We start from the raw sequence: 21,539 nt of genomic DNA on the forward strand, positions 1-21,539 counted from the left end.
TTGAAATCATTTCAGCGGTCCCTATCTAAGGGTTACGCGATGCCGAATTCGGGTCGCGGAGTCAAAAAACCTTGCTGATTGTTTTCAGGAGATTTGAACCATGAGTACTGCATTTTCCCTCGCCCCACTGTTCCGTTCCTCGGTAGGTTTCGACCGTTTTAACGACCTGTTCGAAACCGCCCTGCGCAACGAGCCAGGCAGCAGCTACCCACCTTACAACGTCGAAAAGCACGGTGATGACCAATACCGCATCGTCGTAGCGGCCGCCGGTTTCCAGGAAGAAGACCTGGAACTGCAAGTCGAAAAAGGTGTGCTGACCATCAGTGGCGGCAAGCGTGATGCCAACGAAGGCGTGACCTTCCTGCATCAGGGCATCGCCCAACGTGCTTTCAAGCTGTCCTTCCGCCTGGCCGATCACATCGAGATCAAGGCGGCGGATCTGAAAAACGGTCTGCTGAGCATCGACCTGTTGCGGGTGATCCCGGAAGAGGCGAAAGCCAAACGCATCCCGATCAACGGGGTGGAGAAGCCGGCGCTGCAGCACTGAGTCATGTGCCGCAACACAATCGTCTGAACGGATGATGAGCCGCTGAATGAAGGCCCCGATACGTCGGGGCCTTTTTTGTGCGCGCAAGAAAACCGTTGTTCGACTTTGCCGCTGGCGGTGGTTTCTCTACAATCCGCGGCAGTTTTGCCGACCCCCATTCCTCACCGGTCGGCCTGGAGCCTTTTTTCATGGACGAGATTCAACAGCGCTGGCTGTGCGCTTTGTCTGCGCCAATGGCGGCGATCAATACCGGCGCCAGCTACGACGACCCCGCGTTCTGCGACGATCGCTACATCGACTTGAAAGACAGCTGGGGTATCGATGATCGCGGGCAATTGTTCGACATGCTCGAACGGATGACCGACGACGGCCATGCCAAACACCTCAGCGCGGCCTATCTGGCGTGGCAGCGTTGTCTGCCGAGTGAATGGCAGGCCTTGCTCGACGACCTGAGTCCCCGCGAACGCATCCTGCATGAATTCGCCAGCCGCACCTTCGGGAGTTGTGGGCCGGGCGGAATATTGTCCTGGGACTATGGGCGCATGGGTTTTCTCTTGCGCTGTGCGGTGCGCAATCAGTGGGTCGACCTGGACGAAAGCAACTGGCTGCACAGTCGTTTGGCCCTCAGAGCGCAATTTCACTACGGTAGCTGGATGGCTTACTTCGATGGCTTTGTCGTGGGCCGGACCTTCTGGTCCTGCCTGAGCGCCAGCGACGATGAGCTTGCGCGCGAACTCGATCGACAAGGCGCCAACGCCCTTAACGTGCGGGTTGCCCGCGGCCTTGCCGAGAACATTCCTCAGTTCCTTGCTGATTTGCCGTGGCACATGGAAATCGATTTGCCGCCACGTCCGGCATCGCTCAAGGAGTTCGACTGGTCATGAGTTGCTGGATCCGCTTGGGCATCGAGCCTACCACCGACGAAAACCTGATTCGCAACGCCTATCGCGCACGTTTGCCGGCGCATCATCCGGAGACCGACCCACAGGGATTTCAGGCGTTGCGCATGGCCTACGAAAACGCCCTGCGTCTGGCTCGTGAAGATGAGGAAGAGGAGCCTGAGCACGAGTACGAGTCCCAAGCCTCAGAACAGACTGTCGTTGAGGTCCCTCCAATGTTCGGGGATTTTTGCGCGTTGCTGGATGATCCCGCGCGCCGGTTCAATTTCGCCGCGTGGCAGGCCTTTATTCGAGGGCTGGATGAGCTGTCGCTGGACGTGCTCGATGAACTCAGCTGGCCGCTGTACCACCGGATGGCCGACGCCGGTCCGTTGTCGTACCGCTGCGCGAATCTTTTGGCCAAGCGTATGGCCTGGGATCAACAGTTGCTGGATCTGGGCTTCGACGACGCGCATCAGGTGGGCTTCTTTCTCCAGCGAATCGAAACGCCGGACCCGTTCGATACGGATCTGATGTGCACATGGTCAGAGGCCGCCCAGACTGAATCGCTGTGGTACGCCCGTAGTCTCGACTTCATCTTCAACCAGCGTCCACTGCCTGAGTTCGCCGACTTCGCCAGTCAGCACACCTGCCTGCCGTTGCCGGAGGATGCCGTGTTCCTCAAGCGTCTGCTGGTGCAGTTCACTCAGGCAGGTATTGGCGGGCCGACGTTTTTGCAGTGCTGTATCGAGGAGCAGCTTGCTGCACCGGACGATGTCGACTGGCTTTACCTGTTGGCGTGTCAGAGCAGTCTGCTGGGGCGCGACGATCAGGCATTGCCGTGCTGGATCCGGCTGTGGAACGAGCATCGCCATTCGATGGCGGAAAGTCGTCTGCTGGAGCTGTGTGCCAAGCGCCAGCCGACTTTTCTGCCCTTGCTGATTCAGGCATTCGATCGTCTGCAGGGCATTTCTGCCTGGCCAGAGGATCTTGCCGATGACGCCCAGGTGTATGGCTCTCCGTCACAACATCCCGAGACGCTGAACCGTTGGCTGGGTGTCGGGCGGTTAAAGCTTGAGAGCCTTGCGCAAAGCTTTGTCGATTGGCGCGTGACCGCTGATGAACTGCCATTGCTCGCGCAATTGCTGGGCGAAAATGCCGACAGCCGATTGCTGCATCTATACCGGTACGCCTGGGCGCTGCATCGGGGTGATGCGGCGTTGTTGCAGCAGATTGTGGATGCTCCGCTGCCGATCGATGCCCTCGAAAGCCTGGTGATGAGCGGATTCAAATATCAGGCTGCGCAACACCTGCGCTGGTTGGGCGAGGCACCGATTGCGCTGGCCATGAGCGCTTTCTGCGATGCGCATCCACGTCCTCAGCCATTGCCGCAGGTGCTGACAAAAGGTGAGTCGCACAAAGTTTGTCGTCTGTGGTTGCGTCGCTTGCGGCCCTATAACGACACTGCGCTGGAACGCATGACCGAGGCGTTCAAGCTGGGTGCGGTCAAAGACGACTGTGACTTGTCCGAACTCGACTTGATGCTCCAGTTGAGCCGTCGCGGGATTCAGTTGCCGCCGGTCGGGCTGGGTGAGGCCGCTTGGGAGTGGCACGCGCAGACCCTGTTTTTGCTGGCATTGCTGGAACAACCCGAACGCTGGCTGCAAATGATTGACGCGCAGTGCGTGGAGCGCCTGCCTTTCAATCCGGCCCATCCGTTGAGTCGCCTGCAACCGTTGTTACGGCGCTTGCAGCGTGAGCAAGGCCATTGCGCCGGTTTGCTCGGATGGTTGCAAGGCAATGACCCGGTGCACGGCTTGTTGGTGCAGCAATTGTTCAGCGTTCAGCAGGCGCTCGACAGCGCGCGATTGCCGGCCAATAGCCTGCTTTACACCTGCCTCGAAAGCGATCGTGCTGCCTGCGGCGATGATTTGCTGGGGTTGATGATGTTCTGGGGCGTGCTCTATCACGATCCGAGCCTGAGTGCTGAGCAGCATCGCGCATTGTTGCAGTCGATTGCGGCGATCAGTTGTGAGGACGATTGGTTCGAAGGCTTCCGCGACGGTTTGATCAAAGGCGAGCCGGTGTGGCCGCCGCGCAAAGTGCTGACCGATTTTGGCGTCGACAAACTGTTGGCGTATGAAGCGCTGGATGCGCTCAAGGGCCTGATTCGCTATGGCGCTGCTGGCGTGCCGAAAACGCGCGTCCTGCGCCAACTGCAACAGGGCAAGGACGATGTGCAGAACAGCATCGGGCTGCGCCTGGCTCTGTGCGCGATATTGTCCTGGTCGGAACGATTACTGCTGGCGAAAAGCGATGCTCAGCCGGTACCGGCGACAGCGATCTGGCGTCTGGGATCGCGGTTGGGGCGTAAGGCTTTTATCGCTCAGGTCTTGGCCTGCGTGGTGATTGCACCGGTGGCAGGGCTGATCAGTGGCACCACGGGCGCTGGCATTCTTATCCTGATACTCGGAGTTCTGCTGGTATTTGGCGCGATTTTGCGTCGCTTGCACGACATGGGCCGGGGCATCCCGACCTTGTTGATCTTCATGGCGCTGACACCGATGTTGCCATTCCTGCCGCTGCTGCTGTTCGGCTTTCCCGGTGACAAGTTGCCCAACCGCTATGGTGTGCCGCCGGACAGCGGCGATAGCGAGATGCTGTCCGGCGGCCTGCAGGCTGCCTTGCGGCGCCTCAACGGCTAGAGGCGCAGTTGATCCAGTGCCTTGTTCAGCTCTGTGCGATGGCTGGCGATCTCCGCTGATTGCTGGCCGCCGAGCACTGTGGTGAAGCTGTGCAGCCACTCGGCTATGTGCTCGCGTTGTGTGCCGAGGCTCTGCATCCATGCCCGCTCCAGACGGGCCAGCAGTGTGCGGTTGGGCAGTGCGTCACGTGGATGGACTTTCAGCGTCGACAGCCGGTTATGGCTGTCTCGGCGTGCTTGCTCATCCAGCCCCGTGGGGCTGCGGTCGATGCTGTGACTGTGACGCTCGCCGGTTTCGAGCAGGGTGACGTCGACTTCGAGCAAACCGTTGATGTCATAGCTGAAGCGCACGTCCAGTTCCTGGATGTGTTGAGTAGGCGTCAACGTGACTTCAAAAGCATCAATCAGAATGTTGTCGCACACCCACGGCCGTTCACCCTGATAGACGGCGATGCGCAGCACTGTTTGCTTGGGCTGGGTGGTGTAATAGCGCTCCACCCTTGACGTCGGAATGATGGTGTTACGTTCGATGATGGGCGAGAAGGCACCTTTGATGTCTTCTCCACGCATGGTCGCAATCCCCAGCGTATACGGGCAGACATCCGTCAGAATCAACTCTTCAACCGCCCCGTCACGGGCCTTGCACGCCGCTTGCGTCGCCGCCCCGAGCGCAACAATGGTATCCGGATCAAGATGCCGGTAAGGCAGGCGCCCGAACAACGTCGCAACCATCTGCTGCACCGCCGGCATGCGCGTGGCGCCGCCGACCAGAACCAGGCTGTCGAGGTCGCGCGGCTTGAGGCGAGCATCGCGCAGCGCCTGTTCGATCGGTGCGCGCAAACGGGCCAGTAGCGGCTCCCAGATTTTCACCGCAGCGGCTTCGTCCAGCGACCACTCGAACGTTTTGTCGCCATGGCGCCAGCTCAGCGGCTGAACACCTTCAGCGAGTTTGCATTTGAGCTGCTCAAGGGCATCACCGAGGCTGGCCATGCTTTGCGCATCGACCATGGCCGCGGTCAGTTGCCAGTGTTTCAGGCAGGCCTGCAACAGCGCAGCGGTGAAGTCTTCGCCGCCGAGAAAGTTGTCGCCAGTGGAGGCGTGCACTTCGATCAGGGGCAAAGCGTATTCCAGCACCGTGACATCAAAGGTGCCGCCGCCCAGATCGAAGATCAGCGTGCGTTCGAATTTCTGTTCATGCAGCCCGTAAGCCATCGCGGCGGCGGTTGGCTCGTTGATCAGGCGTGTCACCGAGAGCCCGGCCAGTTCGGCGGCGAACAGCGTGCGTTTGCGTTGTTCGTCACTGAAATAGGCCGGGACGGAAATCACCGCTTCCGAAACGGCGTGGCCGAGAAAGGCTTCGGCGTCCTGCTTGAGTGAGCCGAGTACCAGCGCCGACAGCTCTTCCGGACTGAACAGGCGTGTACCGAGCTGGACTTGCTTATCGCTGCCCATGAAGCGCTTGAATGCTGCGGCGGTGCGATCCGGGTGCGTGGTCAGGCGCGCGCGGGCGGCTTTGCCGACCAGAATCGTGTCGTCTTCATCGAGGCTGACCACCGAGGGCGTCAGCACATCACCCAGGGCATTGGGAATCAGTCTGGCCTGACCGTCCTGCCAGACGGCGATCAGACTGTTGGTGGTGCCAAGGTCGATGCCCAGCAGGGCCGGGCGGGGGAGGGTTGCATCCTGCATGTCAGATCTCGAAACGGCGCAAAAAACGCGACCCTACAGGTTGCTGCAAATCGTGGCAATTGCGCGTCTGTTGCAACGTGCACCGGTTACGGCAAGAGCTTTTTCAGATCCTCGAGCGCAACCGGTCGGCTATGCAGATAGCCTTGATACAAATGGCAGCCCAAACCCTGCAGGAACGCCAGTTGTTCCGGGGTTTCGACGCCCTCGGCAATCACCTCCAGCTCCAGGCTGCGCGCCATGGCGACAATCGCGCGGATGATCTCGGCATCGTTCGGGTCGGTCGTGGCATCGCGGATAAACGACTGATCGATTTTCAGCGTGTCCACCGGCAGGCGCTTGAGGTAAGTCAGCGACGAATAGCCAGTGCCGAAATCATCCATCGCAAAGCTCACGCCGAGTTTTTTCAGCCGGCGCATTTTGCTGATGGTGTCTTCCAGATTCTGGATGACGATGCCTTCGGTGATCTCCAGTTTCAGTAGCGAGCAGGGCAGGCCATGGCTGCTCATGCTGTGTTCGATGCGCTCGACGAAATCGTTCTGGCGGAACTGCCGTGGACTGATGTTCACGCACAGGCTGAAATTCAGCGGGTCGACCAGTTTCAGGGCGATCAGTTGTTTGAACGCGTTGCAGGCTTCGTCGAGGATCCAGGTGCCGACTTCGAGAATCAGGCCGCTGTCCTCCAGTACCTTGATGAACTCGGTGGGCGACTGCGCACCCAGTTCCGGGTGATTCCAGCGCACCAAGGCTTCGGCGCCGATGATGCGGTTGTCGCGGGCGTCGACCTGCGGCTGAAAGTGCACGTTGAATTCACCGCGCGACAGCGCCAGGCGCAAGTCGGTTTCCATGCGCAGCCGTTCGCTGGCGGCCTTCTGCATGGTGTTGTGATACATCTGCGTGGTGTTGCGCCCGGAATCCTTGGCCCGGTACAGGGCAATGTCGGCGCGTTTGAGCAGGTCGGTCGGCGTCGAGCCATGATCGGGAATCAGCGCCACGCCGATGCTTGGCGTCACTTGCAGGCGCTGGCCGTCGAGGAACATCGGTTCCGAGAGCAATTCGCGCAGAGTGTCGGCCAGATTACGCACCTGCACGCTGACCTCATTGCGCGAGCCTTCGAGGCCGCTGAGCAGCACGACAAACTCGTCGCCACCGAGGCGCGCGACGGTATCTTCCATGCGCACACTGGCTTCGAGCCGCGCCGTGATGATTTTCAGCACGGTGTCGCCGACCGGGTGGCCGAGAGAGTCGTTGATGTGCTTGAAGTGATCGAGGTCGAGAAACAGCAAGGCGCCGCGCAGATTGTGGCGCTTGAGCAGGGCGATCTGCTGGCTCAGGCGATCCATCAGCAGGGCGCGATTGGGCAGGTTGGTCAGCGGGTCGTGATAGGCCAGATGCCGGATCTGTGCTTCGGCGTTTTTCAGCAGGCTGACGTCTCGGGCGGTCAGCAGCAGGCACGCGGTTTCATTGAGGGTGATCGGCTCGACCGAGACTTCCACGGTCAGTATTTCCCCGCGTTTGTTGCGCCCGAGCATTTCCTGATGGTGCACGCGGCCCTTGATCTGCAACTCGGCGAGTAACGCCGAACGCTGTTTCTCTTCAGCCCAAATACCCACCTGATAAACCGTTTTGCCCACGACCTCTTCGGCACGATAGCCAGTGAGACGGCAAAAACCGTCGTTGACCTCCAGATAACGCCCGGTGTCGCGCTCGGTGATGGTGATTGCGTCGGGACTGGAGTGGAACGCCTTGGCGAATTTCTCCTCACTGGCTTTCAGCGCTGCTTCCGAGCGCTGCTGCTGGGTGATGTCGCGCAGAGTGGTGACGATACAAGCCTGGTCGCCGACGCTGATCTGCCGGCTGGAAATCACACAGGTCAGCGACTGGCCGTCCTTGTGTTGCACGATGATCGCGACATTGCTCAAGCCCTGTTCGCGGATGACCCGTTCAATCCGTTGCAGGCTTTTTGCCGAGGCATCCCACAGGCCGATTTCTTCGGCGGTATGGCCGATGACGTCGGCGGCGCTCCAGCCGAAGGTCTGGGTAAAACTGTTATTGATTTCGATGAACTCGCCACTGTCCTGGCGGGTGACGCAGATCGGGTCCGGGCTGACCTGGAACAGCGTGGCGAATTTCTCTTCCGAGGCCACCAGCCGCTGTTCACGCTCGACCTGATCGGTGATGTCGAGCAGCGTGCCGGCCATGCGCAGCGGCGCGCCGTTGTCGTCGCGGTAAAGGCGGGCGCGGCTTTCCAGATAGCGCGAACTGCCGTCCGGCAATTGCACGCGATAGGTCAACTGATAATTGCCCGCCGGGCCTTCGCGCAGGCTGCGGTAGGCGTCGCGCATGCTGTCGCGTTCCTCGCCGGGGACGCCTTCGAAAAACTCTTCGAACGACTCATGAAACGGTTTCGGCTCCAGCCCGTGCAACTGCGCGGCGCGCGCCGAGCCGTAGAGCATACCGCTGGGAATGTGCCAGTCCCAGGTGCCGAGCTGTGCCGAGTCCAGCGCCAGATCGAGACGTTCCTGGCTGTCCTTCAAGGCGTGTTCGGCGGCTTTGCGTTCGGTGGTGTCGAGAAACGTACTGAGCAGATACGGCTGGCCTTCGAGTTCGACTTTCTGCGCACTGAGAATGCCGTCGTGGATCTGCCCGTTGCTCGCGCGAAACTGCACTTCCATGGCGATCAGCTCGCCTTTGGCTTTGGTTTTTTTCACCAGTTCTGCACGTTGCTCCGGGTGCACCCACAAACCCAGCTCCAGCGTGGTGCGGCCGATGGCGCTCTGCACTGGCCAGCCAAACAGGCTTTCAAAATACTGATTGGCCTCGCTGATCAAACCGTCTTCCTGACGGGTCAGCAGGACCATGTTCGGGCACAGGTGAAAAAGTGTCGCGAAACGTTTTTCCGAACTGCTCAGCGCCTGCTCGCGCTGGCGCTGGTGGGTGATTTCGCGAATCACCCCGATCATTCGGGGGCGGCCGTTTTTATCCGGCAGCAGGCTGCCGCTGATCTCCAGCCAGTGCAGGCTGCCGTCAGGCCAGCGGATGCGGTGGTGCATCGCTTGTTCCAGCGGCGCCCCGGCAATCACCGCGTGGAAGGCGCGAACCGTTTTCGCGCGGTCTTCCGGGGGCAGCAGATCAAGGTATTCAAGGTCTGCCGGCAGCGGCTGGCGCGGGTCGAAACCGAACAAGGCCTGGGTGCCACGCGACCAACTGATCTGCCCGCGCTCGATGTCCCAGTACCAGGCGCCGAGCCGCGCGCCGTTGAGCGCCGCCAGCAATTGCGGCGCGCTCTCCCAGCTCTGCTCGGAATGTCGCGGGTCAATCGCCTGAATACGCGGCATCGGCGGAATTCGGTCAACAGATTTCGGCATCGTGGACAAGCCTTGAGCTGAGGGTGACGTTAGGCACAGGGGTAGCGGCTCTTTAGGAGTAGCACAAGATGGCCTCAAGTCCCTGGCAGATCGATTTGTGCATCCAGTAAGGCCATAAAGGCCCGCGCCGCATTCGAGAGCGTCCGTTCAGTGTGCAGGATATAGCCTAGCTGGCGACTGAGCTGTATGCCCGGCAATACGATGCTTGCCACCTGCTCGTCGAGCATGGTGCGCGGCAAAACGCTCCAGGCCAGGCCGATCGAGACCATCATCTTGATGGTTTCCAGGTAGTTGGTACTCATGGCGATGTTCGGCGTCAGGCTCTGGGCCTCGAATAACCGTTGGACAATGTGGTGCGTGAAGGTGTTGCCACCGGGGAAAACCGCCGGATGACCGGCAATGTCCGCCAGAGTGACGGGGCCATTGCTGATCAGCGAATGCTCCGGGGCGACCACAAAGTCCAGCGGGTCGTCCCAGACCGGCGTGGCTTTGACCAGTGCGTGCGGCTCCGGCGCCAGGGTGATGACCGCCAATTCGGCGCGGCCATGGAGAATTTCTTCATAGGCCACTTCCGAATCGAGGAACTGAATATCCAGCGCCACTTGTGGGTAACGGCGGGTGAATTCCCTTAACAGCGGCGGCAAGCGGTGCAAGCCGATGTGGTGACTGGTGGCCAGGGTCAGGCGCCCGCTGACTTCGCCGGTCAGATTGGTCAGGGCGCGGCGGGTGTCATCCAGCACGTTGAGAATCTGATAAGCCCGTGGCAACAGGGCGCGGCCGGCCTCGGTCAGGCCGACTTCACGACCCAGCCGATCGAACAGGCGCACCTTCAATTGCTGCTCCAGCCCGGCGATGCGTTTGCTGATCGCCGGCTGTGTCAGGTGCAGCCGTTCGCCGGCGCCGGAGAAGCTGCCGGTCTCGGCAATCGCGATAAAAGCATTGAGGTTGGCCAGATCCATGTTCGTATTCCAGTTGGTTATCCAAAGCATAAAAAATATGAATTTGAGTTATTTAATCTAACCCCATAGGATCGGCCTCACAAGCCAAAGGGTTATTGATAAGCCCAGGGCATAGAAACAAGCTGATGAGGAACCGTCTGATGGCCGGCAAAACGCTCTACGACAAGCTCTGGGATTCGCATTTGGTCAAGCAGCGCGACGATGGCTCGGCGCTGATTTATATCGATCGTCACATCATCCACGAAGTGACTTCGCCGCAAGCCTTTGAAGGCCTGCGTTTGGCCGGGCGCAAGCCTTGGCGCATCGATGCCAACATCGCGACCCCGGACCACAACGTACCAACGACTCCAGAGCGCAAGGGCGGCATCGAAGCCATTGCCGATCAGGTCTCGCGTTTGCAGGTTCAGACCCTCGATGACAACTGCGATGAATACGGCATCGTCGAGTTCAAGATGAACGACGTCCGCCAAGGCATCGTTCACGTGATCAGCCCGGAGCAGGGCGCGACCTTGCCGGGCATGACCGTGGTCTGCGGCGACTCGCACACCTCGACCCACGGCGCCTTCGGCGCTCTGGCGCACGGTATCGGCACTTCCGAGGTCGAGCACGTGCTCGCCACCCAGTGCCTGGTCGCGAAGAAAATGAAAAACATGCTGGTGCGCGTCGAAGGGCAATTGCCGTTCGGCGTGACCGCCAAGGACATCGTCCTCGCGGTGATCGGCAAGATCGGCACCGCCGGCGGTAACGGCCATGCCATCGAGTTCGCCGGCAGCGCGATCCGCGACTTGTCCGTTGAAGGCCGCATGACCATCTGCAACATGTCCATCGAAGCCGGTGCCCGCGTTGGCCTGGTGGCAGCGGACCAGAAGACTGTCGATTACGTGAAGGGCCGTCCTTTTGCACCGAAAGGCGCCGAATGGGACATGGCCGTCGAGGCCTGGAAAGACCTGGTTTCCGACGCTGACGCCAAGTTTGACACCGTGGTTGAACTCGACGCCGCACAGATCAAGCCGCAAGTCAGCTGGGGCACTTCGCCGGAAATGGTTTTGGCCGTTGATCAGAACGTGCCGGACCCGGCCAAAGAGATGGATCTGGTCAAGCGCGACTCGATCGTCCGCGCTTTGAAATACATGGGTTTGACCGCCAATCAGGCGATCACCGACATTCAACTGGATCGCGTGTTTATCGGTTCCTGCACCAACTCGCGGATCGAAGATTTGCGCGCTGCGGCGGTGATCGCCAAGGGCCGCAAAGTCGCTTCGACTATCAAGCAAGCGATCGTGGTACCGGGTTCGGGTCTGGTCAAGGCGCAGGCTGAGGCCGAAGGTCTGGACAAGATTTTCCTCGAAGCCGGTTTTGAATGGCGTGAGCCGGGCTGCTCGATGTGCCTGGCGATGAACCCGGATCGTTTGGAGTCCGGCGAGCATTGCGCCTCGACCTCCAACCGTAACTTCGAAGGCCGTCAGGGTGCCGGTGGCCGTACCCACCTCGTCAGCCCGGCCATGGCAGCTGCGGCAGCGGTGAACGGTCGTTTCATCGACGTTCGTGAATTGATCTAAAGGAGCGCAGCATGAAAGCTTTTACCCAGCACACTGGTCTTGTCGCGCCTCTGGATCGTGCCAACGTCGACACCGACCAGATCATTCCGAAGCAGTTCTTGAAGTCGATCAAGCGCACCGGTTTCGGCCCGAACCTGTTTGACGAGTGGCGTTACCTCGATGTCGGGCAACCGTATCAGGACAACTCCAAGCGCCCGTTGAACAAGGACTTCGTGCTCAACGCCGAGCGTTATCAAGGCGCCAGCGTGTTGCTGGCCCGTGAGAACTTCGGTTGCGGCTCCAGCCGTGAACACGCGCCATGGGCGCTGGAAGAATACGGTTTCCGCAGCATCATCGCGCCGAGCTACGCCGACATTTTCTTCAACAACAGCTTCAAGAACGGCTTGCTGCCGATCATCTTGAGCGACGCTGAAGTCGATGAGTTGTTCAAGCAGGTCGAGGCTGAGCCGGGCTATCAATTGCAGGTCGATCTGCAAGCGCAGACCGTGACCCGTCCGGATGGCAAGGTGTACAGCTTCGAGATCGATGCGTTCCGCAAGCATTGCCTGTTGAATGGTCTGGACGATATCGGTTTGACCTTGCAGGACGGTGATGCGATCGCGACGTTTGAGGCCAAGCATCGGGTTAGCCAGCCGTGGTTGTTCCGCGACGCATAAGCAACTTTTGAATTGATGCAGTTCAGGCTGGCCTCTTCGCGAGCAAGCTCGCTCCCACAGGGGAATGCATTTCAAGTGTGGGAGCGAGCTTGCTCGCGAAGGCGTTAGTCCAGGCAATAAAAGGCTAAAACCCAGAAGGATGTGACCATGACCAGCACCGCCCAACACACTCAGGTCGTACAAAAGCAATTCGGTGAACAGGCCGCCGCCTACCTGAGCAGCGCCGTTCACGCTCAAGGCACCGAGTTCGCCCTGCTACAGGCTGAGCTGATAGGGCAGGGCAGCGCCCGGGTGCTGGATCTGGGCTGCGGCGCCGGTCACGTCAGTTTTCACGTCGCACCGCTGGTCAGGGAAGTGGTCGCCTACGACCTGTCGCAGCAAATGCTCGACGTGGTCGCCGCTGCGGCCGTTGATCGCGGTTTCACCAACATTGCCACGGTCAACGGCGCCGCCGAGCGCCTGCCGTTTGCCGATGGCGAGTTCGACTTCGTGTTCAGCCGGTATTCGGCGCATCACTGGAGCGATCTCGGTGTGGCTCTGCGCGAAGTGCGTCGGGTGTTGAAGCCGGGCGGTGTGGCGGCGTTCGTTGATGTGTTGTCACCGGGCAGTCCGTTGTTCGACACTTACCTGCAAAGCGTCGAGGTGCTGCGTGACACCAGCCATGTGCGCGATTATTCCGCCGCCGAATGGCTGCGTCAGGTCAGCGAGGCCGGTTTGCATGTAAGCAGTACCACGCGTCAGCGCCTGCGTCTGGAGTACACCAGTTGGGTTGAACGCATGCGCACGCCTGAAGTGCTGCGCGCCGCGATCCGCCAGTTGCAGCAGTCGATGGGCCACGAAGTGCGTGAATATTTTGAGATTGATGCCGACGGCTCGTTCAGTACCGATGTGATCGTACTGATGGCCGAGCGATAAGAATTTTTCCGGGCGTGCCGGTAAAGGCGCACCGACTGAAGACACGAGGAAAGCATGAGCAAGCAGATTCTGATTCTCCCAGGTGACGGTATTGGTCCGGAAATCATGGCCGAAGCGGTCAAGGTGCTGGAGTTGGCCAACGACAAATACAGCCTGGGCTTCGAGCTGAGCCATGACGTGATCGGTGGCGCCGCCATCGACAAGCACGGCGTGCCGCTGGACGATGAAACCCTCGACCGCGCTCGCGCTGCGGACGCCGTGTTGCTGGGCGCCGTTGGCGGCCCGAAATGGGACACCATCGAGCGTGACATCCGCCCTGAGCGTGGCCTGCTGAAAATCCGTGCGCAGCTGGGCCTGTTCGGCAACCTGCGTCCGGCGATTCTGTACCCGCAACTGGCCGATGCTTCGAGCCTGAAGCCGGAAATCGTTGCTGGCCTGGACATCCTCATCGTCCGTGAACTGACCGGCGGCATCTACTTCGGCGCGCCACGCGGCACCCGTACCCTGGAAAACGGCGAGCGTCAGTCCTACGACACGCTGCCGTACAGCGAAAGCGAAATCCGCCGCATCGCCCGTGTCGGTTTCGACATGGCCATGGTCCGTGGCAAAAAGCTCTGCTCGGTGGACAAGGCCAACGTGCTGGCGTCCAGCCAACTGTGGCGTGAAGTGGTCGAGCAAGTGGCCAAGGATTACCCGGAAGTCGAACTGAGCCACATGTACGTCGACAACGCCGCCATGCAACTGGTGCGCGCGCCGAAGCAGTTCGACGTGATCGTCACCGACAACATGTTCGGCGACATCCTCTCCGACGAAGCGTCGATGCTCACCGGCTCCATCGGCATGCTGCCGTCGGCCTCGCTGGACTCCAACAACAAGGGCATGTACGAGCCGTGCCACGGTTCGGCGCCGGACATCGCTGGCAAAGGCATCGCCAACCCGTTGGCAACCATTCTGTCGGTGTCGATGATGCTGCGTTACAGCTTCAATCTGCACGACGCGGCCGATGCTATCGAAAAAGCTGTCAGCGTTGTCCTTGATCAAGGGCTGCGTACTGGCGACATCTATTCGGCCGGTTGCACCAAAGTCGGTACGCAGGAAATGGGCGACGCAGTAGTCGCCGCGCTGCGGAATCTGTAATCTCTCGGGCCCGCTGCGAAATTCAATACAAAGCAGCGGCCCACTTTTCAAGAAGGTGTAGTTGCGATGAAACGTGTAGGTCTGATCGGTTGGCGCGGGATGGTCGGTTCCGTGCTCATGCAGCGGATGCTGGAAGAGCAGGATTTCGATCTAATCGAGCCGGTGTTTTTCACCACGTCCAACGTCGGTGGCCAAGGCCCGTCCGTGGGCAAGGACATTGCTCCGCTCAAGGATGCTTACAGCATTGACGAGCTGAAGACCCTCGACGTGATCCTGACCTGCCAGGGCGGCGACTACACCAGCGAAGTGTTCCCCAAGCTGCGCGAAGCCGGCTGGCAGGGTTACTGGATCGACGCGGCCTCGAGCCTGCGCATGAACGATGACGCGGTGATCATTCTCGATCCGGTCAACCGCAAGGTCATCGACCAGCAGCTCGACGCGGGCACCAAGAACTACATCGGCGGCAACTGCACCGTCAGCCTGATGCTGATGGGCCTGGGCGGTCTGTTCGAAGCCGGTCTGGTTGAGTGGATGAGCGCCATGACCTATCAGGCGGCCTCGGGTGCCGGCGCGCAGAACATGCGTGAACTGATCAAGCAAATGGGCGCGACCCACGCCGCTGTCGCCGATCAACTGGCTGATCCGGCCAGCGCGATCCTCGACATCGACCGTCGCGTGGCCGATGCCATGCGCAGCGAAGCGTACCCGACCGAAAACTTCGGCGTACCGCTGGCCGGTAGCCTGATCCCGTGGATCGACAAGGAACTGCCGAACGGCCAGAGCCGCGAAGAGTGGAAGGCCCAGGCCGAGACCAACAAGATCCTCGGCCGCTTCAAGAGCCCGATCCCGGTCGACGGCATCTGCGTGCGCATCGGCGCCATGCGTTGCCACAGCCAGGCGCTGACCATCAAGCTGAACAAAGACGTGCCGATCGCCGATATCGAAGGGCTGATCAGCCAGCACAACCCTTGGGTCAAACTGGTGCCAAACCAGCGCGAGATCAGCATGCAGGAGCTGAGCCCGACCAAGGTTACCGGCACCCTGAATGTGCCGGTGGGTCGTCTGCGCAAGCTGAACATGGGTTCGCAGTTCGTCGGTGCCTTCACCGTCGGTGACCAACTGCTGTGGGGCGCGGCCGAACCGCTGCGTCGCATGCTGCGGATTTTGCTTGAGCGTTGATCGTTTGCGGCAATGAAAGAGCCCGTGCCTTGAAAGAGGTGCGGGTTTTTTTATGCCGATCGTTCTCACGCTCTGCGTGGGAATGCATCCCGGGACGCTCCGCGTCCCTTTACAAGCCGAACGCAGAGCGTCCGATGTGGCATTCCCACGCAGAGCGTGGGAACGATCTGGGTGGGCAGAAATTGCCTGTGCGCCAGTCACCCGGTAAAGTGCCGCTCCCCCCGTTTCGCCAGAGGCTCGCACCATGACCCAGACCCTAGATATTGCCGTGATCGGCGCCACCGGTACTGTCGGCGAAACCCTCGTGCAGATTCTCGAAGAACGCGACTTCCCGGTCGGTACCCTGCACCTGCTGGCGAGCAGCGAATCCGCCGGCAGCTCGGTGCTGTACCGCAACAAGAACGTGCGCGTTCGCGAAGTCGACGAGTTCGATTTCAGCAAGGTCAAACTGGTGTTTTTCGCCGCAGGCCCGGCGATTACCCTGAGCTACGCCGCCCGTGTCCACGCCGCCGGTTGCTCGCTGATCGACTTGTCCGGCGCGCTGCCGGCCGATCAGGCGCCGCAAGTAGTACCCGAAGCCAACGCCGAAGTGCTCGCTGGTTTGAAAGCGCCGTTTCAGATCAGCAGCCCAAGCCCGTCGGCCACTTCGCTCGCCGTGGTATTGGCGCCACTGCTTGATCTGCTTGACCTGCAATATGTCAACGTCACCGCCAATCTGGCCGTTTCCGCCCAGGGACGCGAAGCCGTGACCGAGCTGGCGCGGCAGACCGCCGAGCTGCTGAACATGCGTCCATTGGAGCCGACGTTCTTTGATCGGCAGATGGCGTTCAACTTGCTGGCTCAGGTCGGCATGCCCGACGCGCAGGGCCATACGCTGCTGGAAAAACGTCTGGTGCGCGAGTTGCGTCAGGTGCTGGCCAAGCCTTTATTAAAGATTTCCGCAACTTGCGTTCAAGCCCCGGTGTTTTTTGGCGATAGCCTTAGCGTGACCTTGCAGTCAACGTCGGCTGTCGACCTGGCAAAAGTCAACGCTGCACTCGAAGATGCGCCGGGTATCGAGCTGGTCGAGGCCGGTGATTACCCGACTGCGGTCGGTGACGCGGTAGGGCAGGATGTGGTTTATGTCGGTCGCGTGCGCAGCGGTGTCGACGATCCGGCGGAACTAAATCTGTGGCTGACGTCAGATAACGTACGCAAAGGCGCGGCCCTTAACGCTGTGCAGGTGGCTGAATTGTTGATAAAAGACCTGCTGTAAAAGATACTTGGCAACAATTTGTCGACTGATTCTAGGTGAGCGCTATGCTTGCCCAGATTGCTTGATAACGTGTCACCCTCCGGGACTTTCCGGGGCATCAAAGAAATGATCGCGCGCGACATCTGTCGTCGTCGCGCGCAATGCCTTACGGCAGCGGTATTCAACATCTTCTCGCTGGCCGAGGAACGTTCAAACAAAGGATGAGGCTATGGTTCAAGTTCGCAAACTGGTGTTAGCAATAGCGGCCGCCTCGGCGCTGTCCTCCGGTATGGCGCATGCCCTCGGGCTCGGGGAGCTGACCCTGAAGTCGACCCTGAACCAGCCGCTGGTGGCTGAAATCGAGCTGCTCGACGTCAAGGATCTCACTGCTGCCGAAGTGGTGCCGAGCCTGGCTTCACCCGAAGATTTTGCCAAGGCCGGCGTCGACCGCCAGGCCTTCCTCAACGATCTGACCTTTACCCCGGTGCTCAACGCCAGCGGCAAAAGCGTGCTGCGCGTAACGTCGAGCAAGCCGCTGTCGGAGCCGATGGTCAAATTCCTCGTGCAGGTGATGTGGCCGAACGGCCGTCTGCTGCGCGACTACAGCGTGCTGCTGGATCCGTCGAAGTTCTCGCCACAGACCGCTGACGCCGCCGCACAGCCAGCGCCGTCGCAGACCATCGCCGCGCCGACCACTGGCGCCACGCACCCGACGCAATACACCACCACGCCGCGCGATACCCTGTGGGAAATCGCCGCGAAGGCGCGTACCGGCGGCTCGGTGCAGCAGACCATGCTCGCTATTCAAGCGCTGAACCCGGATGCATTCATCGGTGGCAACATCAACCGCCTGAAAACCGGCCAGGTGTTGCGTCTGCCGGATGCGGTGCAAAGCACGGCATTGCCGCAGTCGAAAGCGATTGCCGAAGTGGCAGCGCAAAACGAAGCCTGGCGTCAGGGTCGTCGTTATGTGGCCAAACCGGGCACTGGTCAGCAGCAGCTCGATGCGACCAACCGTGGTCGCGGTAACACCGGTGCAGCACAGAACGCCCAGGACAATCTGAGCCTGGTCTCCGCTGAAAGCGCCAAGGCGCGCGGCAAAGGCCCGGCAGGTGATGCCAAGGCACTGAGCAACAAGCTCGCGGTCACTCAGGAAAGCCTCGACACGACCCGTCGTGACAACGAGGAACTGAAAAGCCGCATGTCCGATCTGCAGAGTCAGCTGGACAAGCTGCAAAAGCTGATCGAGCTGAAGAACAATCAGTTGGCAAAACTGCAAGCTGAAGGCGCGGGCACTGCGCCGGCCACCAATCCTGCCGCACCGGCGGTGCCTGCAATCACGGCTGAGCTCGCCGCCACCCCGCCAGCTACTCCGGCAGACGCAGCGCCGACGCCAGAGTCCGCCATTGCACCACCGGCTGAAACGCCAGTCGTCGAGCCAGTGGTCGCGCCGAAACCGGTGGTCGAAGACGAGAAAACCTTTAACGAACTGCTGACCAACCCGATCCTGCTGGGTCTGGTGGGTGGCGGTGCTGTGGTTCTGCTGCTCCTGTTGTTGCTGCTGGCGCGTCGCCGCAAAGCACAGCAAGAGGCCGAGAAACACATGCGCATGGCCCGCGCGCTGTCGGAAGAGCAAGAGTTCTCCGCCGAGCAGGATCTGCCGGAAAGCAGCTTCGAAGGTCTGGAAACCCCGGCGGCGAGCGTCAAGCTCAGCACTCCGGCACCTGCACCCGTAGTGGCTCCGGTAGTCGCCCCGATCGTGATGGCTGAGCCGATTGCCGCGCCGCTGGTAGCTCCCGCCGCCGAGCGATCCGATGACGTGCTCGACAAGGCGCAGTCGCATATCAACGCCGGTCGCCTGAATCAGGCTGCCGCGCTGCTCGAAGAGGGCGTCAGCCTGGAGCCGCAGCGCAGTGATCTGCGTCTGAAGCTGATGGAAGTCTACGGTCAGCAGGGCGACCGCGACGCGTTCGTCGGTCAGGAGCGTCAGCTGGTGGCCAACGGCGACAACTTCGCCAAGGTCGAAGAACTGAAAAGCCGCTTCCCGGCCATGGCCGTCGTCGCTGCCAGTGGTCTGGCCGCTGCCGCCGTGGCTGCCGAGCTGGATGCGCAATACGTCAAGGATCTGCTGCTCGATGAGCCTGAAGCACCGGCGCCAGCGCCGGTGGAAGATGACCTCGACAGCGCGTTTGATCTGAGCCTGGACGATCTCGACAACATCACGCCGGTAGAGCCTGCGCCGGTGGTTGAGCCTGAAGCGCCGGTCGAGCTGGACGAATTCCCGGCGGACGACGACCTGAGCTTCGAATCGGTGCTGCAACAGCAGACCGACATCAAAGAGAATCTGGATGATCTGTCGGACTTCGACCTCGATCTGGACCTCGGTGCCGAGTCGGCAGCTCCAGCGGTTGATCTGGCGGACGATGACTTCCTGCTGGACCTGGACGAAGGCGTGAAGGATCTGCCGCCGGTCGAGGCGCCAGTGGTGGCTGACGTGCCACAAGATGATCTGGAGCTGCCGGCCGATTTCGATCTGTCGCTGGCCGACGAAATGGACAGCAATCCAGCGGCCGAACCGGATGCGTTCGCGGCTGAGCTGGATGACGTCAACGCCGAGCTGGATCGCCTGTCGCAAAGCATCGCCGAACCGACCTTCACCGAAGCCGATGCAATGAAGGGTGATGATCTGGGCGAAGATGATTTCGACTTCCTCGCCGGCACCGACGAAGCGGCGACCAAGCTCGATCTGGCTCAGGCCTACATCGACATGGGCGACAGCGATGGTGCGCGCGACATCCTCAACGAAGTGTTGACCGAGGGTGACGAGAAACAACGTGGCGAGGCCAAGGAAATGCTCTCGAGCTTGTAGTAAGGCCAGCGGTAAACGAAAGCGGCAGCCCATTGAGGCTGCCGTTTTTGTTTGTGCCGGATTCAGTGGTGTCTGAATGATTGCTATCGCGAGCAGGCTCACTCCTACATTTGGAATGCGTTCCCCTGTAGGAGTGAGCCTGCTCGCGATAGGGCCAGAACTGCCAATAGAGAACTCTGGCATCCCTGAACCACAGCCTTATAATGCCCGCCTTTGCACAAACAGCAGGCTGTCCCACCTTGGCAAACATAGATAACCCGGTCGCCGAAATGGCCCCCGACGGCTTTTACCGCGTCGCGCTGGGCGTTGAGTACAAAGGCTCGCGCTACAGCGGCTGGCAGCGTCAGTTGACGGGTGTGGCAACGGTTCAGGAAGAACTCGAAAAAGCGCTGTCGAAAGTCGCCAATTCACCGGTTTCGCTGCAGTGCGCCGGACGCACCGACGCCGGCGTGCATGCCTGCGGGCAAGTGGTGCACTTTGATACGACCGTCGATCGTTCGCTGAAAGCCTGGGTCATGGGCGCCAATATCAATCTGCCTCACGACATCAGTGTCAGTTGGGCGCGGGTGATGCCAGCGCATTTCCATGCGCGGTTCAAGGCCATCGCCCGTCGCTATCGCTACGTGATCTACAACGATCAGATCCGCCCGGCGCATCTCAACGAAGAAATCACCTGGAACCACCGCCCGCTCGACGTCGAGCGCATGGCTGAGGCTGCGCAGTACCTGATTGGCACCCACGATTTCAGTGCGTTCCGTGCCGGCCAGTGCCAGGCCAAGTCGCCGATCAAGAAGATGCATCACCTGCGCGTGACCCGTCACGGCAAGATGATCGTGCTCGATATTCGCGCCAATGCGTTCCTGCATCATATGGTGCGCAATATCGCTGGCGTGTTGATGACCATTGGTGCCGGCGAGCGCCCGGTCGAGTGGATGAAGGAAGTGCTGGAAAGTCGCGAGCGCCGTTCCGGTGGCGTTACGGCACATCCGTACGGCTTGTATCTGGTGCAGGTTGAGTACCACGACGAATTCCCGTTGCCCGAGCGTTTTATCGGGCCACATTTCCTTACGGGTTTCTCCGAACTTGACGGCTGACGCCCTCGAACGCTTTTGTTACCATCCGGGACTTTCCCGGATTTTGCCTCGGAGTTTTTCTCGATATGTCAGCCGTTCGCAGCAAGATCTGCGGGATTACCCGCATAGAAGATGCGCTGGCCGCCGTTGAGGCCGGGGCGGATGCGATCGGGTTCGTGTTCTATGCCAAGAGTCCGCGTGCGGTCACGGTGCAGCAGGCGCGAGCGATTATTCAGGCATTGCCGCCGTTCGTGACCACCGTGGGCCTGTTCGTCAACGCCAGCCGCTGCGAGTTGGGGGAAATCCTCGATGCCGTGCCGCTGGATCTGTTGCAGTTCCATGGTGATGAGGTCGCGGAAGATTGCGAAGGCTGGCATCGCCCGTACATCAAGGCGTTGCGGGTCAAGGAGGGTGATGATATTGCCGCAGCGGTGGATGCCTACCCGAGCGCCAGCGGTGTACTGCTCGACACTTATGTCGAAGGCGTACCGGGCGGAACCGGCGAGGCCTTCGACTGGTCATTGATTCCGCAAGGTTTGAGCAAGCCGTTGATTCTCGCGGGTGGTTTGACCCCGGAGAACGTTGCAGACGCCGTGGCTCGGGTAAAACCGTACGCGGTAGATGTCAGCGGTGGGGTAGAGGTGAGCAAAGGCATCAAGGATCACGCAAAGATTCGCGCGTTCATCAACGCGGTACGCAAAGCGCCATATTGATGTGACGGCTGGCAGTCTGCCGCCGTCCATCAATGCACTTGCACAAAGCAGGCGCGGCTGAG

At 60.5% G+C, this 21,539-nt stretch carries 15 protein-coding genes; 12 read left to right on the forward strand and 3 right to left on the reverse strand.

What is annotated here, in order from left to right:
• Positions 1-100: 100 nt before the first annotated feature.
• From CLU80_RS23630 to CLU80_RS23640, 3 genes are all read left to right on the forward strand, one after another.
• Positions 101-547 carry an Hsp20 family protein gene (locus tag CLU80_RS23630; protein ID WP_093432063.1) on the forward strand — a complete coding sequence of 149 codons (447 nt, stop codon included), beginning with the start codon at positions 101-103 and terminating at the stop codon, positions 545-547.
• 188 nt (positions 548-735) lie between these two features.
• On the forward strand, positions 736-1,431 hold the full coding sequence (locus CLU80_RS23635) for a DUF1266 domain-containing protein (RefSeq protein ID WP_099758528.1): 696 nt from the start codon (positions 736-738) through the stop codon (positions 1,429-1,431).
• The gene (locus tag CLU80_RS23640; protein WP_099758529.1) at positions 1,428-4,130 is read left to right on the forward strand and encodes a DUF805 domain-containing protein; all 2,703 of its coding nucleotides are present in this window, start codon (positions 1,428-1,430) and stop codon (positions 4,128-4,130) included. The genes CLU80_RS23635 and CLU80_RS23640 overlap by 4 nt, the downstream gene beginning before the upstream one ends.
• Here CLU80_RS23640 and CLU80_RS23645 read toward each other — a convergent pair.
• The 3 genes from CLU80_RS23645 to CLU80_RS23655 form a co-directional block, all read right to left on the reverse strand.
• Positions 4,127-5,818 (reverse strand): molecular chaperone HscC, encoded by a 1,692-nt coding sequence (locus CLU80_RS23645; protein ID WP_099758530.1) that lies wholly within the window; start codon positions 5,816-5,818, stop codon positions 4,127-4,129. The two genes, CLU80_RS23640 and CLU80_RS23645, sit on opposite strands and share 4 nt — an antisense overlap.
• Before the next feature lie 86 nt (positions 5,819-5,904).
• Entirely contained in the window at positions 5,905-9,183 is a 3,279-nt protein-coding gene (locus CLU80_RS23650; protein WP_099758531.1) for a sensor domain-containing protein, read from the reverse strand.
• Positions 9,184-9,257: 74 nt separating this feature from the next.
• Positions 9,258-10,142, reverse strand: a complete 885-nt coding sequence (locus tag CLU80_RS23655; RefSeq protein ID WP_099758532.1) for a LysR family transcriptional regulator — start codon at positions 10,140-10,142, stop codon at positions 9,258-9,260.
• 140 nt (positions 10,143-10,282) lie between these two features.
• On the opposite strand from CLU80_RS23655, the gene leuC reads away from it, so the two are divergent.
• From leuC to CLU80_RS23700, 9 genes are all read left to right on the forward strand, one after another.
• Positions 10,283-11,701, forward strand: coding sequence for a 3-isopropylmalate dehydratase large subunit (leuC, locus tag CLU80_RS23660; RefSeq protein ID WP_016984527.1), 1,419 nt, complete (start codon positions 10,283-10,285; stop codon positions 11,699-11,701).
• Positions 11,702-11,712: 11 nt separating this feature from the next.
• Positions 11,713-12,357 (forward strand): 3-isopropylmalate dehydratase small subunit, encoded by a 645-nt coding sequence (gene leuD / locus CLU80_RS23665; RefSeq protein WP_007913445.1) that lies wholly within the window; start codon positions 11,713-11,715, stop codon positions 12,355-12,357.
• A gap of 147 nt (positions 12,358-12,504) precedes the next feature.
• The gene (locus CLU80_RS23670) at positions 12,505-13,272 is read left to right on the forward strand and encodes a class I SAM-dependent methyltransferase (RefSeq protein ID WP_099758533.1); all 768 of its coding nucleotides are present in this window, start codon (positions 12,505-12,507) and stop codon (positions 13,270-13,272) included.
• A gap of 54 nt (positions 13,273-13,326) precedes the next feature.
• The gene (gene leuB, locus CLU80_RS23675; protein ID WP_099758534.1) at positions 13,327-14,409 is read left to right on the forward strand and encodes a 3-isopropylmalate dehydrogenase; all 1,083 of its coding nucleotides are present in this window, start codon (positions 13,327-13,329) and stop codon (positions 14,407-14,409) included.
• A 66-nt stretch (positions 14,410-14,475) separates the two neighbouring features.
• Positions 14,476-15,588, forward strand: coding sequence for an aspartate-semialdehyde dehydrogenase (gene asd / locus CLU80_RS23680; protein ID WP_007913448.1), 1,113 nt, complete (start codon positions 14,476-14,478; stop codon positions 15,586-15,588).
• Between the two features lie 244 nt (positions 15,589-15,832).
• Positions 15,833-16,843 carry an aspartate-semialdehyde dehydrogenase gene (locus tag CLU80_RS23685; protein WP_099758535.1) on the forward strand — a complete coding sequence of 337 codons (1,011 nt, stop codon included), beginning with the start codon at positions 15,833-15,835 and terminating at the stop codon, positions 16,841-16,843.
• Between the two features lie 208 nt (positions 16,844-17,051).
• The gene (locus CLU80_RS23690; protein WP_099758536.1) at positions 17,052-19,691 is read left to right on the forward strand and encodes a motility hub landmark protein FimV; all 2,640 of its coding nucleotides are present in this window, start codon (positions 17,052-17,054) and stop codon (positions 19,689-19,691) included.
• 269 nt (positions 19,692-19,960) lie between these two features.
• Positions 19,961-20,785, forward strand: a complete 825-nt coding sequence (truA, locus tag CLU80_RS23695) for a tRNA pseudouridine(38-40) synthase TruA (protein WP_034152768.1) — start codon at positions 19,961-19,963, stop codon at positions 20,783-20,785.
• 65 nt (positions 20,786-20,850) lie between these two features.
• A complete protein-coding gene (locus CLU80_RS23700) occupies positions 20,851-21,477 on the forward strand; it encodes a phosphoribosylanthranilate isomerase (protein ID WP_099758537.1) in 627 nt (208 codons plus the stop codon).
• The last annotated feature ends 62 nt before the right edge of the window (positions 21,478-21,539 follow it).

It is taken from the genome of Pseudomonas sp. 29 (assembly GCF_002754355.1).
GTDB lineage: Bacteria > Pseudomonadota > Gammaproteobacteria > Pseudomonadales > Pseudomonadaceae > Aquipseudomonas > Aquipseudomonas neuropathica.

Coding starts and splice junctions, on each gene's coding strand:
- CLU80_RS23630 (WP_093432063.1), top strand. CDS start 101: ATGAGTACTGCATTTTCCCTCGCCCCACTGTTCCGTTCCTCGGTAGGT.
- CLU80_RS23635 (WP_099758528.1), top strand. CDS start 736: ATGGACGAGATTCAACAGCGCTGGCTGTGCGCTTTGTCTGCGCCAATG.
- CLU80_RS23640 (WP_099758529.1), top strand. CDS start 1,428: ATGAGTTGCTGGATCCGCTTGGGCATCGAGCCTACCACCGACGAAAAC.
- CLU80_RS23645 (WP_099758530.1), bottom strand. CDS start 5,818: ATGCAGGATGCAACCCTCCCCCGCCCGGCCCTGCTGGGCATCGACCTT.
- CLU80_RS23650 (WP_099758531.1), bottom strand. CDS start 9,183: ATGCCGAAATCTGTTGACCGAATTCCGCCGATGCCGCGTATTCAGGCG.
- CLU80_RS23655 (WP_099758532.1), bottom strand. CDS start 10,142: ATGGATCTGGCCAACCTCAATGCTTTTATCGCGATTGCCGAGACCGGC.
- leuC (WP_016984527.1), top strand. CDS start 10,283: ATGGCCGGCAAAACGCTCTACGACAAGCTCTGGGATTCGCATTTGGTC.
- leuD (WP_007913445.1), top strand. CDS start 11,713: ATGAAAGCTTTTACCCAGCACACTGGTCTTGTCGCGCCTCTGGATCGT.
- CLU80_RS23670 (WP_099758533.1), top strand. CDS start 12,505: ATGACCAGCACCGCCCAACACACTCAGGTCGTACAAAAGCAATTCGGT.
- leuB (WP_099758534.1), top strand. CDS start 13,327: ATGAGCAAGCAGATTCTGATTCTCCCAGGTGACGGTATTGGTCCGGAA.
- asd (WP_007913448.1), top strand. CDS start 14,476: ATGAAACGTGTAGGTCTGATCGGTTGGCGCGGGATGGTCGGTTCCGTG.
- CLU80_RS23685 (WP_099758535.1), top strand. CDS start 15,833: ATGACCCAGACCCTAGATATTGCCGTGATCGGCGCCACCGGTACTGTC.
- CLU80_RS23690 (WP_099758536.1), top strand. CDS start 17,052: ATGGTTCAAGTTCGCAAACTGGTGTTAGCAATAGCGGCCGCCTCGGCG.
- truA (WP_034152768.1), top strand. CDS start 19,961: ATGGCCCCCGACGGCTTTTACCGCGTCGCGCTGGGCGTTGAGTACAAA.
- CLU80_RS23700 (WP_099758537.1), top strand. CDS start 20,851: ATGTCAGCCGTTCGCAGCAAGATCTGCGGGATTACCCGCATAGAAGAT.